Raw genomic sequence first — 13,622 nt, 5'->3', positions numbered from 1 at the left:
ATGAGGCAAGTGTCAATCACTACTGGAGCGCGTTGAAAGCTTGGCTGCGTCGGGCTCATCCACCATCGGTAATACGATCTCCAGTCGCTCCTGCTCCAATTGCATCGGACGGCGCGCGAGGTCCTCGACCACGTCGTCCCAGCCGGCGCGTTGCGCCCATCGCTGCATGGCGGCAAGTGCGGACGGCGTGGGCTGGTGAAGTGGGACTTCATCCACCGTCTGCTGCAGCGAGGCCATCGACATCCGCCACGGCTGCAAGGCACGCCCGGCACCACGGGCGAGGTCGGCCAGCACCGCGGCGATGCGGAAGCCGCCTTCGTCGATGTCGCCCCAGTGGTACAGCGTGGCCGTGGCCGGCAGGCCGGCGATGATCCGCGCGCAGGCGCGGCGCCAGGTGGGCGAAGGCATGCCGCCGGTGTAGAGCAGCAGGCCGTGCCTGGCGGCGGGGTCGCTGGCGGCGTCGTGGAAGCTGGCGAGGTTCTCGATCGTCAGCAGGTAGCGGGCCTCGGTGGCCAGGCTGCGCAGCGTGTCCATGGGCAGGCCGAGGTAAGGGCGGACCAGTGGCAGCACGCTGCCGTCGAGGTCCACATGGCCGCTGCCGGCCAGCAGCAGGGGCTGCGGTTCGCGGCGCAGGCCGATCGCCGACCAGACGTCTTCGCGCGCGAGCCCCGAGGCGGCGGTCTCGCCTGTGGCGAGCAGCTCCAGCCATGGGGTCAGGCGCTCCAGCCGCTTGCTGTCGCCGAACAGGCGCACGCTTTCGCGGCGCAGGATGCGCTCGCCGCCCGGGGCGTCCTGCAGGGCGGCGACGGCGCGGGCGGCATCGGCGAGGTCGGAGGCGGCCTCCGGGCCCTGGGCGCGCACCTTGCGGCCGCCGCGCCAAGCCTGAAGCACGGCGTCGAGCACCGGGAACCGCGCTTGCCACGGCTGCAGGATCGTTTCCGCCGCGGCGGTGCGGGCGTCCAGCAGCACGATGCCCAGGTACGCGGCCAGCACATCCAGGTGGGCCACGCGGATCCGCAGCAGGCGCTGGCCGTCGCCCTGATGACGATCACGCTCGACGTGGACCGCGCCGGCGCGCTCGGCCAAGGCGACGGCGGCATGGAAGCGCTCGCGCGCGTCGAGCGTCTCCAGCGCCAGGTAGTCGGCGGCGCTGGCGGGCGTGGTCATCGGCAGCGATGCCGCGCGCGAATCGCCGCGCAGGCGCGCGCGCTCGCCCTTGCGCAGCAGCCGTTCGAGCGTGGCCCGGGCCGGATCGCTCACGCTGGCGCCTGCTGCCGTGCGATGCGGGCCGTCTCTTCGGCCAGCAGTTCCGGATGCAGGTCGAACTGGTCGCCCAGCAGCAGCTCGCGCGCGGCCTCCTTGACCTCGATGCGTTCGGCCTGCAGCAGGTCCTCGTCGCGGAACAGTTCGATATAGCTGTCGAGCACGCCGCTGAGCGTGCCCTGGGCGGTGTCGGGCGCGGCCAGCACCAGCTGCAGGCCCAGCGAGCGCAGGTAGTTGGTGGTGGCGCGCGCGTTCTGGGCGTCGATCTTGTCACCGAACTCGTCGAGCAGGACCAGCCCGAGGCCACCGGGATGCGCCTCGCTCTTGCCATAGGCCGCGGCCAGGGCGGCGCCGGCGATCACGTACAGCGGCGCGCGGTGCTCGCCGCCGGAGCCCGAGCGCATGCGCTCGCTGAGCGTGCCGATCACGCGCTCGCCCTGGCGGATCTGCACGCCGAACTGGAAGAACCGGCGGTAGTCGTCCAGCGGCGAATCGATGGTGCGCACGCTGGCGCTTTCGTCCACCAGCTCGGCGAAGGCCGCGGGCACCTCGCCGGCGCTGCCGAACAGGTTGTCCTCGCCGCCGAGGTCGGCCACGCGGGCGATGAAGCCGTGGAGATCGCGGTACTCCGGCAGCACTTCGTAGTGGAAGCGGTAGCGCTCGTTGTTGGAGAACGCGGGGCTGTTGCGCAGGGTGCGGTTGAGCGCGTCGATCTGGGTCTTCAGGCGCACGAAATTGTCGTGCAGGGTGTTGGCGACGTTGCTGCGGAAGGTCTCCACCGCGGTGTCGTAAGCCTGGCGGGCCTCGGCCTGGTAGTTCACCAGCTCCGTATCGCGCAGGCGGGTGAGTTCGCCCTGCAGGAAGCCGCGGGCGTCGCGCCACTGGCTGGCTTCGAACGCCAACTCCACGCCGTGCATGTTGGCGTACTGCTGCAGCGCGCTCCAGGCTTCGGGCAGCAGCTTCTGCAGCTGCTCGGTGTTGTCGCGTTCGCGCTTGCGGCAGGTGTCGGCGCGGCCCTTGAGGTCGGTGAGCTTCTGGTCGAGTTCGTCGCGGTGGCGTTCGAGCAGGTTGGCGTCGACGTCCGGATCGCGGAAGGCTTCGACCGCGGCGCGGGCGGCCTTCTCCGCTTCCAGGCGCAGGGCGTCGAGCAGGTCCTGCTTCTGCTTCAGGGTGCTCCGCGCCAGCGTCTCCTCGCTGATCAGGCGCTCCACCAGGGTCTCTGCTGTTTCCGCCTCCTGCTTCAGCGCCGCCACGCGCTCGCTCATGCGCAGGAGGTCGGGGTCGAGCGCTGCTTCGCGGCTGTCCTGCTCGCTGCGGTAGCGGGCTTCGACCTGGCGGTGCTCGAGCACCTGGGCGTGCAGGCCCTGGGCCAGCCCTTCCGGATCGGCCATGCGCGCCATGCCGCGCTGGCAGTCCTCGGCGCGCTTGAGCTCGGGTTCGAGGCGGCGGACGTCGGCCTCGGCCGCCTCGGCGTCCTCGCGCAGGGCGCGCGCGCGCTCGCGGCTGCTGGAGGCGCCGATCTTGAGCTCGGCGGCCGTCGGCAGCCGCAGGCGTTCGATGCTGCCGCCCTTGGCCAGCAGGCCGTCGCGGGCCAGGCCCTGGCGGCTGCGCACCAGTTCGGCCTCGCTGTCGACGCAGCGCAGCTCGCCGAGCTGGCGGCGCAGGAAGGCCAGCGCCTCGGCGCTGTCGCCGGTGAGCAGGGCGGCCACGCTGCCGGCGGCGGGCTCCGCGCTGCGCGTGCCGCGGGCCTGGCTGGACAGCGCCAGCTTGACCCCATACACCGAGCGCCCGTCGCGCAGCGAGCGGTACAGCTTCACCGCGCGCTCCTCGTCCTTCTCGGCGATCAGCAGGGCTTCGACGTTGCCGCGCAGATAGGCCTCGATCGCCTGCTGCCAGGCGGGATCGGTGACCCGAACCAGGTCGCAGACCGGCTGCGCGTCGATGGCCTCGTCGCGCAGGTAGTTCATCAGCCGCACCGCGTCAGGGTTCAGCTCGGCCTGGCCGGCGGCGAGGCGCTTGAGGTTCTGGCGGGCGGTGGCGAGGCGGTCCTGCGCCTGTTCGAGCGCGGCATGGCGGCCACGCGCGTGGCCTTCGACCGCGGCCACCAGCGGCGCGGCCGCGGCCAAGGCCGCCTTCGCCTGCGCGTGCAGCTCCTCCGGCGTCCACGGCAGGGCGGCGTCCGCGGGCAGGGCGGCCAGGGCGTCGTGCCAGGCGTCCCAGTCGGCGCGTGCATTCGCCAGCGCGCCGGCGTCGACGGTGGGCAGGCCGAGCCTGCCGAGGTCGCGGAAGCGCTCGCGCACATCGTTGATCCCGCGCAGCAGCGCGGTCTTGAGCTGCTGCAGGCGGCCGAGGTCGCGTTCGGCCAGTTCGTCCAGCTGCGCCTGTTCGCCGTAGCCTTCGCGGCCCTGCAGCCGCGCCCGGGCCTGGTCGTAGTCCTCGCGCAGGCGTCCGCGCTCGATGCGGGCTTCTTCCAGCGAACGGCCGAGGGCGGCCAGCGCTTCGCCCGCGCCTTCCACCTCGTCCTGCGCCGTCTCCACCTGTTCGCTGAACAGGTCGCGCTCGTACTCCGCCGCCAGCGCGCGGTAGGAGGCGGCGCGCACCGACTGCGCGGCGATCTTCCCATACTGCGAATCGACCCTGTCGGCGGCGTCGATGCGGTGCTGCAGTTGTTCGATGCGCTCCTTGATCTGGCGGAAGCTGTCCAGCAGCGAGCGGAAGCGGGCGACGTCGGTGGGCCGGTCCTCGGCCACCAGCGTGCGCACGAACAGGTCCACGTCTTCCACCCGCTGCAGGTTGAGCGCGTTCTGGAAGGCCTTGCGGAAGGCGTTGAAGTCGGGGTGCGCGCCCGGCGAGGCGCGCACGCGGGTGAGCAGGTCGCGCACGAAGCGCTCGCCGCTGGCGTGGAACTCGGGGCTGGTGCCGGCCTCGCGGCAGCGGCGGCCGGCCAGCTCGCGGAAGCGGCTCCATTCCAGCGGCAGCTCCTTGCCCTTGATCCGTTCGACGTGGTCTTCCAGCGCCAGGGCCACGCCCGGCAGCAGGTAAAGGCCGTGCTGGCGGTGGTCGGGCTCGTCGACCGAGGCGCCCAGGGCGATGCCGGCGGTCAGCGGCAGGCCGCTGTCCTGGTCGCGGAAGACCAGGCTGATGTAGGTGGTGGCGGTGCGGCGCTTGCGGCCGTCGTCGCCGCTTCTGTACACGCCCAGGCAGTAGTCGCGGATGCTGCGCGCACGCGCCTTGCCGCCGGCCTGGGCGTTGAAGTGGATGTAGCGGCGGTCGCCGCCGAGCAGGACGATCTGCAGCGCGTCGAGCAGCGCGCTCTTGCCCGCGCCGTTGGGCGCGATGATCGCGCTGGTGCGGTCGAACTGCAGGCTCTGCGCCTCGAACAGGAAGAACTGCACCAGATGCATGCGTTCAAGCAGCTGCATCGTCGTCCTCCGCGCGCGCGGCGTCGCGGTCGGCATCGCCGTCGTCGTCCTCGTCCTCGTCCTTGTCGAGATTGTGCTGGTCCAGGCGCTGCAGCCACTGCTCGCCGACGATGTCGACGATGGCCGGGCGCACCATCAGGTGGAAGGGCTGCAGGTCGTCGGCGTCGCTTTCCACCAGGCGGCAGCAGCCCCAGCGCTTGAGCGTGCCGGCAAGCGTGCGCAGGGTGCCGATGTCGGGCATCGGGCGACCGGTGAGCGCGGGCCAGGCCTCCTGCAGGTCGGGCAGCTCCACCACCACTTCCCCATGCTCCTCGATGCGGCCCCGGCGGATGGCCTCGTCATAGCGCTGGCGCAGCACCAGCAGGAACAGGGTCTCGTCCAGGCGCACCGGCGTGCCTTCGGCGTGGCGGGGCAGGGCGATGATGTAACGGTGGCCGGCATTGCGTTCCAGGCGGATGCCCAGCGGCGCAAGCGCGGCGGCGAAATCGTCGAGGAACTCCTCGACCAGGTGGTAGGCCACGCGCGAACGCTGGTCGGCGGCGTACAGCACCTGCTCGGTGACCAGGCGCCAGGCGGCGCGCTCGAAGTCCTGTTCGACATAGGTGCCGTTGGTGAGTTGGCTGAGCGTGGTCCAGCTGCGTTTCATGCGATGGTCCGTTGCGCGAGTCGATGGATGACGAAGCGCGGTGCGCGCAGGTAGCCATTGTCGCCGGGCTCGCCGGCGTCGAGCAGATCGACGCGGACGCCCGGCAGTAGGCGCGCGAGTGGATCCTCGCGGCGCAAGCCACCGATGCGGCGGCTGCGCTGGGCGAGCGTCAGCAGGGTCTGGTAGGCGCGCAGGTCCTGGATGGAATGGATTTCCAGCTGCGTGGACTCCAAGTACCCTTCGGCCGGCAGGTGGCGGCCGACGTAGCGCGCCATGTCCTCGGCGGTGACCAGGCGTGCGCGTTTCATCCGTCGCAGCAGCGACAGCCGCGCCATCTGCTCGGGCGTTGGTTGCTGCACGGTATTGGCGGTACGCGGAATGGGCTTCGGCTTGCGCCTTGGCGGACGCAGCTGTGCTTCGTCCATCAGTGCACCCGGCGCGACCGGCATGCGCAGTTCGTCCGCCGGGGCGTGCTGCGCACCGCGGATGGCGCGGCGCAGCAGCACATCGAGGCGGTCGGGCGCGCGTAGACGGTAATCGAGGAAAGCCAGCGCGCGACGGTTGGCCTGGCGCATGTCTTCGTCGAGCCGGGCCAGGTACTCGTCGATGCGTTCCAGCTCACGCAGGCGGCGGAGGCCGCGCTGCAGTCGTGCTTCGGCGCGATCCGGGTCGCCGCCGGCAAGGTGCTCGGCATACCAGGCGAGCAGTCGGCCGCGCAGCGGATCGGCTTCGAGCTGGCGCGCCATCGCCAGGATCGCGCTGCGCCGCGCCAGCGGATGGTCGGCCTTGTGCAGATCGGCGTAGTCGCCGATGAAGAAGCGGCTGACATAGCGCTCGAACCACTGCCGGGCGAACTGGGCGGTGGTCTCGGAGCGGCTGAGCTCGGGCATCAGGTCGCGCACCTGCAGGCTCATCGAGGCCAGCGAGCCCAGCAGCCGGCGCGCCTGGTCGGCGGCCTCGTCGAGGGTGTCGCCGCCGGCGCGGCCCTCGACCACCTGCTGCAGCTGCAGCTCGATCGAGCGGATCCGGGCCGAGACAAAGGTCGGGCCGCGCTCGGTGAATTCGATCAGCAGCGACAGCAGCTGCGAGACGGCGGGCGTCATCATCGCCATCTCGCGCGCGCCGAACTTCTCCTGGCGCAGCCAGCCGGCCTGGCGGAAACGCTCGTAGATGCTGTTGGCGCGGACGGTGAGCGGGGCGCCGGGCCCCTGGCCGTCCTCGTCCTCCCAGGGATCGTCGCCGAGCAGGTAGCGTTCGATGGCCGCGGTGATCTCGCGCCGGGGATAGCCTTGGCTGGGCGGCACCGGGGCGTCGGGCCCACCGAAGAATTCGTCGTGCAGGCGGCACAGCAGCAGCCAGTAGTGTTCGCGGTTGGCCGAGGCCAGCGGGCCGAACACGCCTGGCGGCACCACCGCGAACAGGGTGGGCGGCGATGTAGTCAAACGGCGTCCCCTGCCGGGCAATGCCCGGAAACAAATCCCCTGATCGGGCAAGTATCGCCGTGCGCGTCGCGGCAGGCGAGATCCGGCGGGCGGCACTAGACGATCCCGAAGCCTTGGTCGGTGCGCCGTGGCCAGACATGCCCGTGAAGTCGGCCACCGGTGGGCGCACCCTATCGGGCGGGCATGGTCCTGGCGACGACAACCGACCCTCAGGGCAACAGCAGCGGATTGTGTTGACCTCTTTGGCTTACCCCCATATCTTGTGCCGCGTCGGTTCCGCGCGCTTGGGCGTCGCGGATGAAAAGGGAAGCCCGGTGACGCCTCACGGCCACTCCGGCACTGCCCCGCAGCGGTAATCGGGAACGAACCCGCCACCAGCACTGGAGCACGGCTCCGGGAAGCGGCGGGCCAGGTGGAAGCCAGGCTTCCGTGCCCGTGAGTCCGAAGACCTGCCGACAGCCGCGCGCCTGCACGCCGCGCGGTGCCGGCCGCGGAATCTCCGGGGGGAGATGGCTGGTGGAGCAGGGTCCGGGCGCCGCCGCGCGTCCCCGGATCTGCGACGCCGCTCGTCCACCCTCCGCCTCCAACGCCACGCCCGCCTGCGAGGGACAGGCCGGCCGTGCGCCACCTCTGGAGGACGCATGCACCACGACGACACCCACCTGGCCGAGCCCGCGACGCCGGCCGGCGCGCCATCCGTCGCCCACCCCGATGACAACGTGCCGCTGCCGCCGGCCGCGCATTCCGCACCGGCGATATCCGCACCGCCCGCTGCGACCTGGATCACCAAGGACGCCGGCAACCGCCGCACCCCGTACGACCGCGCGCGCCTGGAACGCAGCATCGACCGCGTGCACGCCGAGTTCCCGCAGCTCGACATCGCCGACTACAAGCGCAGCGTGTTCGGCTTCGTCGAGCGCAAGGAAGCGGTCAACGCCGACGACCTCACCGACCATCTGATCCGCGAGGCCGAGGCCCGCGTCGATGTCACCGCGCCGGAGTGGGAATTCTTCGCCGCCCGCCTGTACCTGCATCGCCTGTACAAGCGCGCCAGCCGCAACCGCTTCTACGATGCCGGTGAGAAGTACGGCTCCTACGTCGGCCTGCAGGAGTCGCTGGCCGACCGCAACATCTATTCCAACGACATCCTGCGCGCCTACTCCAAGGAAGAGCTGCAGGAAGCCGGCCGCATGATCGAGCCCGAGCGCGACAAGCTGTTCGCCTACAACGGCCTGTACCTGCTGGCCACGCGGTATCTGGCCACCGACACGTCGCGCGCCGTGTTCGAACTGCCGCAGGAGCGCTGGCTGACCATCGCCCTGTACCTGATGCAGAACGAGACCCGCGGCGGCCGCGAGCGCCGCATGCAGCTGGTCGGCGAGGCCTACTGGGCGCTGTCGAACCTGTACATGACCGTGGCGACGCCGACGCTGCAGAACGCCGGCAAGGTCGGCGGCCAGCTGTCGTCGTGCTTCATCGACACCGTCGACGACAGCTTGCAGGGCATCTACGACTCCAACACCGACATCGCCCGCGTCTCCAAGGGCGGCGGCGGCGTGGGCGCGTACATGGGCTACATCCGCTCGAGCGGTTCGGCCATCCGTGGCGTTCCGAACTCGTCGGGCGGCGTGGTGCCGTGGATCAAGCAGCTCAACAACACCGCCGTGTCGGTGGACCAGCTGGGCCAGCGCAAGGGCGCGGTCGCGGTGTACCTGGACGTGTGGCACCGCGACATCGAGGCCTTTCTCGACCTGCGGCTCAACAACGGCGACCAGCGCCTGCGCGCGCACGACGTGTTCACCTCGATCTGCATCCCCGACCTATTCATGGAAGCGGTCGAGCGTCGCGGCGACTGGTACCTGTTCGATCCGCACGAGGTCCACCGCATCAGGGGCTTCCATCTGCAGGACTTCTTCGACGAGAAGAAGGGCGAGGGCTCGTTCCGCAAGAAGTACGAGGAAGTGGTGGCCGACGAGCGCATCAGCCGCAAGACCGTCAAGGCCATCGACATCTTCAAGCGGATTATGGTCTCGCAGCTCGAGACCGGGAATCCCTTCATGTTCTACCGCGACGAAGTGAACCGGAAGAACCCGAACAAGCACGTCGGTCGCGTGTACTCGTCGAATCTCTGCACCGAGATCCTGCAGAACATGAGCCCGACGAAGATGATGCAGGAGATCATCTCCGGCAATCAGATCGTCACCACCAGGCAGGCCGGCGACTTCGTCGTGTGCAACCTGTCGTCGGTGAACCTGGGCCGCGCGATCGTCCCGCAGGAAGGCCAGGGCGACCTGATCACCGACGTGCTCGAGCGCCTGATCCCGATCCAGGTGCGCATGCTCGACAACGTGATCGATCTCAACCAGCTGCCGGTGCCGCAGGCGACGATCACCAACCAGAAGTACCGCGCGATCGGTCTGGGCACCTTCGGATGGCATCACCTGCTGGCGCAGAAGGGCATCCAGTGGAACGAGCAGGCAGCCGAGGATTTCAGCGATTCGCTCTATGAGCGCATCAACTACCTGACCGTGCAGGCCAGCATGGAACTCGCCAAGGAAAAGGGTGCCTACCCGGTGTTCGCCGGCAGCGACTGGCACACCGGCGCCTACTTCCGCGACCGCGAGTACAACTCGCCGCAGTGGCTGGATCTGGCCGCGCAGGTCGGCGTCAACGGCATGCGCAACGGCTGGCTGATGGCGGTCGCCCCGAACATGTCCACCGCGCAGATCGCAGGCAGCACCGCGTCGATCGACCCGATCTACTCCGCGTTCTACTACGAGGAGAAGAAGGACTACCGCCGCCCGGTCGCCGCCCCCGGCCTGTCGCTGGAAACCTGGCCCTACTACGAGAAGGGCGCCTGGAAGGTCGACCAGTTCGCGTCCGTGCGCCAGAACGCGCGTCGCCAGCGCCACGTCGACCAGGCGATCAGCTTCAACCTCTACGTGCCCAGCACCATCCGCGCGAGCACGCTGCTGGAGCTGCACATGACCGCATGGCGCGAGGGCATCAAGACCACGTATTACGTGCGTTCGAACGATATCGATATCGCGGAATGCGAATGGTGTAGCAGCTAAAGCGCATTCGCGCTTTAGCTTCCACGGTTCGCTTCGCAAACCGCGGACCCTGCTTCATCAGCACCCACACCCCCGCGCCTTCGGCGCGCCCCCCTGACTCAGGGGGGCTTTCCTCCAGATTGATTCCTGCGCGCCGCTCTGACACGGGCGCGACGCTGCGAAATACGAGAACAACCGAACATGTCTGCGACCCTGACGTCCACCCCGCTCGACCGCATCAAGATCCTCGAGCCGCGTCATCCCAACCGCTCGACCGGCATCATCAACGGCCAGACCAGCGGCATCCTCAACTGGAACGACATTCCTTATCCGTCGTTCTACCGCGCCTACAAGGAACTCTCGACCAACTTCTGGATTCCGGACGAGGTCGACATGAAGGGCGACGCCAAGCAGTACGGCGAGCTCTCGGCGCGCGAGAAGAACGCCTACGATTCGATCATCGGCCTGCTGGCCACGCTGGATTCGCCGCAGACGCGCTTCATCTACAACGTCGCCGAATACATCACCGACCCGGCCGCGCACGCCAACGCCGCGATCATCGGCCAGCAGGAAGTGATCCACAACGAGAGCTACAGCTACGTGCTGGCCTCGATCACCGGCCTCGCCGACCAGAACCGCGTGTTCGAACTTGCGCGCACGCATCCCACCATCATTGCGCGCAACCAGCCGATCATGGACTCCTACAACGACTTCATGCGCGAGCGCTCGGCCGAAACGCTGATCCGCTCCCTGGTGCAGTCGTCGATCCTCGAAGGCATCAACTTCTATTCCGGCTTCGCGTACTTCTACAACCTGGTGCGCCAGAACCGGATGACCGGCACCGGCAAGATCATCAGCTTCATCAACCGCGACGAACTGGCGCATTCGAAGTTCATCAGCGAGCTGATCCGCGCCATCGTCGGCGAGAACCAGTCGCTGCAGGGCGACCAGCTCACCCAGTACGTGCACGACGCCTTCGAGCACGCGATCGAACTGGAGACGCGCTGGACCTCAGAAGTGCTCGACGGCATCGACGGCATCGACGTCGACGAGATGGTCCGCTACGTGAAGTACCGCGCCAACAAGATGGCCGGCATGCTCGGCATCGAGAAGCTCTACAGCGACTCGAACGAGAACGTCATGCCGTGGATCAAAGCCTACGCCGACAACTTCACCGAGACCAAGACCGACTTCTTCGAGATGCGCAACGCGTCCTACAAGAAGACGAATTCCGATAACGGCTTCGACGACCTGTGAAGCCTTGGGGGAGCGCGCTCGCGCGCGAACGCATTCGTGAACGCACGCAGTGACGCAGCGTGAACCGCGCGCAGGCGCGCTCCCACCGGACCCGGGCGCGATGAAGATCCTGATCGCCTACACCTCCCTCAGCGGCAATACGCGCGAGGTCGCGCGTGCGATCCGCGCGCGCTGCCAGGCGATGGGCCACGCCGTGACCTGGATCGAGGCCGACAACCAGACGCTCGCGCAGGCCTGCCCCGACGGCGCCGGACACGATCTGTACCTGCTCGGCAGCTGGAGCATCAACGCCGGGCGCACGCCTCCGGAGATGAAGCGCTTCATCGAAGAACTCATCGCCGCGGTCGGCAGGCCCGAGCGCGTCGCGGTGTTCGGCACCGGCGAGACACAGTGGGGCGAGGAGTACTACTGCGGCGCGGCGCGGCGGATCGCCGCGTTCTTCGGCACCCGTTATCCGCGGCTGGAGATCGAACAGATGCCGCATGGCGAACATGACGCCGTGAAGATCCAGCGCTGGACCGACACCATTCTTGCCTGTACCGGAACCCTGACCCATGCAGACGCTGCACGCCTCCACCCCTGACGACTACGACACCGCACTCGCATCGCATCCACGCGTGCTGGTGGACTATCACAAGGACGATTGTCCGGCCTGCCGGATGCTCGACATGTCGCTGGCAAAGTTCGCCGACACGGCTGACGCCGCCGGCCTGGTGCTGCTGAAGGTGAAGCTGGAGGCGATCGGCGAAGCATTCTTCCGCGGCCTGGACCTGCGGCAGACGCCTACGCTTTCGGTGTTCAATGCCGGAATCGAGGTGGTACGGCTTCCCGGCTTCCGCACGCCGGCGCAGATCGCGCAGGCCGTCGCCCTGCACCTTCCCTCAGCCGGAGACCTGGCATGAACGATGTGGCCCACACCCCACGCACCGAAGCCCGGCTGCTGGAGATCGTGTTCCCGGACCACACCAACCACATGGGCACATTGTTCGGCGGCACTGCGCTTGCGTGGATGGACAAGGCCGCGTTCATCGCCGCCTCGCGCTATGCACGCCGCACGGTGGTCACCGCGCGTTCCGACCAGGTCGACTTCAAGCTGCCGATCCGCCAGGGCCAGCTGGTGGAGACGATCGCCCGCGTGGTGGAGGTCGGCCGCACCTCGATGAAGGTGGAAGTGAAGCTGGTGGCCGAGGACCTGCTGACCGGCGAGCGCGAACTGTGCACCTGCGGGCACTTCGTGATGATCGCGCTGGATGCGCGCGGCCGCCCGGTGCAGGTGCCGGCGCTGGGTTGACCTTCCCGTCAGCACAGGCAGAAGAAGCGTCGCCAGTGAATCCACCAGGCGGCATCCCGTTCGGGGTTTGCGGATAGCGGCCCAGGGATGGGCCGCGGCGGCGAGTCAGACATGGATGTCTGACCGAGCCGGGGAGCAAGACCCCGGATGGGATGACGCCCGGCCGGAGCTGGGCATGCATGGCCACCGGATACCCGACCTTCGGGTTCTCAAAGACGCCACCACATCGCCACGGCGGACACGACGTATGCGCGGTCGACACGACGGTTACAAAAAAAGGCCGGCATCGCTGCCGGCCTTTCCGTATGGCGTGATACGGGAAATCAGGCGATCGATGCCTGGTAGATCGACTCGATGGCCACGTCCAGCGACTGGTTGAACGCCTCGTCGGTCTGCTGCGCGCTCAGGCCTTCGGTCAGCGCGCGGCTGAAGCTCGCCACCACGCCCGGGTTCTTTGCCAGCTTCGCGTTGGCGTCGTCGCGGCTGTAGCCGCCCGACAGCGCCACCACCTTCAGCACCGCCGGATGGTCGACAAGCTCCTGGAACCAGCCGTCCACGCTCGGCAGGGTGAGCTTGAGGATCACCGGGGTATTCGCATCGATGCGGTCCAGCCGCTCGATCAGGCCCTTCTTCAGCTCGACCTCGATGGCTTCCTTGTCGGCGGCCTTGATGTCGACTTCCGGCTCGATGATCGGCACCAGCCCGGCGTCGAGCACCTGCTGGCCAAGCTCGAACTGCTGGTCGAGCACGGCAGCGATGCCGCCTGCATTGTTGGCCTTGATGACCGAACGCTCCTTGGTGCCGAACACGCCCTTGGACTTCGCCCTGGCCAGCAGCTCGGCGAGGCCCGGGATCGGCTTCATCAGCTGCACGCCATTGGCCTCGTCCTCGACGCCCTTGTCGATCTTCAGGAACGGCACGACCTGCTTCTCGTTCCACAGGTAGCTGGCGGCGTCCTGGCCGGCGAAGCTGGCATCGAGCGTGCGCTCGAACAGGATCGCGCCGAGGATGCGCTCGCCGGTGAAGGCAGGGCTGGTGACGATGCGGGTGCGCATCTGGTGCACCAGGTCGTACATGCCGGCCTCGTCGGACCACGCCGACTCGTCGATGCCGTACAGCTTCAGCGCCTTCGGCGTGCTGCCACCGCTCTGGTCGAGTGCGGCGATGAAGCCCTTGCCCGAGGCGATCCTGTCGAGTTGCTGCTGATTCACTGCCACGTCGATGTCCTGTCCTGTCGTGAAGGGGGGT

Annotated in this window: 10 protein-coding genes and 1 riboswitch; of the genes, 5 read left to right on the top strand and 5 right to left on the bottom strand. The window is 68.6% G+C overall.

What is annotated here, in order from left to right; all coding sequences use genetic code 11:
- Nucleotides 1-12: 12 nt before the first annotated feature.
- Genes LDO11_RS15880 through LDO11_RS14450 form a run of 4 tightly spaced genes read right to left on the bottom strand, consistent with a single transcriptional unit; the run spans nt 13 to nt 6,773 of the window.
- Nucleotides 13-1,260 carry a Wadjet anti-phage system protein JetD domain-containing protein gene (locus LDO11_RS15880; RefSeq protein WP_232142157.1) on the bottom strand — a complete coding sequence of 416 codons (1,248 nt, stop codon included), beginning with the start codon at nt 1,258-1,260 and terminating at the stop codon, nt 13-15.
- Complete coding sequence (locus LDO11_RS14460) at nt 1,257-4,685, bottom strand: SbcC/MukB-like Walker B domain-containing protein (RefSeq protein ID WP_232142156.1); 3,429 nt, start codon at nt 4,683-4,685, stop codon at nt 1,257-1,259. Before LDO11_RS14460 ends, LDO11_RS15880 begins: the two co-directional genes overlap by 4 nt.
- Nucleotides 4,672-5,331 (bottom strand): DUF4194 domain-containing protein, encoded by a 660-nt coding sequence (locus tag LDO11_RS14455; RefSeq protein ID WP_232142155.1) that lies wholly within the window; start codon nt 5,329-5,331, stop codon nt 4,672-4,674. Before LDO11_RS14455 ends, LDO11_RS14460 begins: the two co-directional genes overlap by 14 nt.
- Nucleotides 5,328-6,773: a Wadjet anti-phage system protein JetA family protein gene (locus tag LDO11_RS14450; protein ID WP_232142154.1), complete on the bottom strand. Its 1,446-nt coding sequence runs from the start codon at nt 6,771-6,773 to the stop codon at nt 5,328-5,330. Before LDO11_RS14450 ends, LDO11_RS14455 begins: the two co-directional genes overlap by 4 nt.
- Before the next feature lie 254 nt (nt 6,774-7,027).
- A riboswitch (cobalamin riboswitch) is annotated at nt 7,028-7,245 on the top strand.
- 169 nt (nt 7,246-7,414) lie between these two features.
- Between LDO11_RS14450 and LDO11_RS14445 the strand changes: the two genes are divergently transcribed.
- The 5 genes from LDO11_RS14445 (at nt 7,415) to LDO11_RS14425 (ending at nt 12,374) form a co-directional block, all read left to right on the top strand.
- Nucleotides 7,415-9,847: a ribonucleoside-diphosphate reductase subunit alpha gene (locus LDO11_RS14445; RefSeq protein WP_232142153.1), complete on the top strand. Its 2,433-nt coding sequence runs from the start codon at nt 7,415-7,417 to the stop codon at nt 9,845-9,847.
- Nucleotides 9,848-10,039: 192 nt separating this feature from the next.
- Nucleotides 10,040-11,083 (top strand): ribonucleotide-diphosphate reductase subunit beta, encoded by a 1,044-nt coding sequence (locus tag LDO11_RS14440; protein WP_232142188.1) that lies wholly within the window; start codon nt 10,040-10,042, stop codon nt 11,081-11,083.
- Nucleotides 11,084-11,183: 100 nt separating this feature from the next.
- A complete protein-coding gene (locus LDO11_RS14435; RefSeq protein ID WP_232142152.1) occupies nt 11,184-11,666 on the top strand; it encodes a flavodoxin in 483 nt (160 codons plus the stop codon).
- Entirely contained in the window at nt 11,638-11,985 is a 348-nt protein-coding gene (locus tag LDO11_RS14430; RefSeq protein ID WP_129137079.1) for a thioredoxin family protein, read from the top strand. The genes LDO11_RS14435 and LDO11_RS14430 overlap by 29 nt, the downstream gene beginning before the upstream one ends.
- On the top strand, nt 11,982-12,374 hold the full coding sequence (locus LDO11_RS14425) for an acyl-CoA thioesterase (protein WP_129137080.1): 393 nt from the start codon (nt 11,982-11,984) through the stop codon (nt 12,372-12,374). The genes LDO11_RS14430 and LDO11_RS14425 overlap by 4 nt, the downstream gene beginning before the upstream one ends.
- A 323-nt stretch (nt 12,375-12,697) precedes the next feature.
- On the opposite strand, the gene LDO11_RS14420 is transcribed toward LDO11_RS14425, so the two are convergent.
- Complete coding sequence (locus LDO11_RS14420) at nt 12,698-13,591, bottom strand: fructose bisphosphate aldolase (RefSeq protein WP_435574656.1); 894 nt, start codon at nt 13,589-13,591, stop codon at nt 12,698-12,700.
- Nucleotides 13,592-13,622: the final 31 nt, after the last annotated feature.

Source organism: Alterluteimonas muca (genome assembly GCF_021191595.1).
GTDB classification, from domain to species: Bacteria; Pseudomonadota; Gammaproteobacteria; order Xanthomonadales; family Xanthomonadaceae; genus Luteimonas; species Luteimonas muca.
This window is presented reverse-complemented; position numbering and strand designations above follow the sequence as displayed.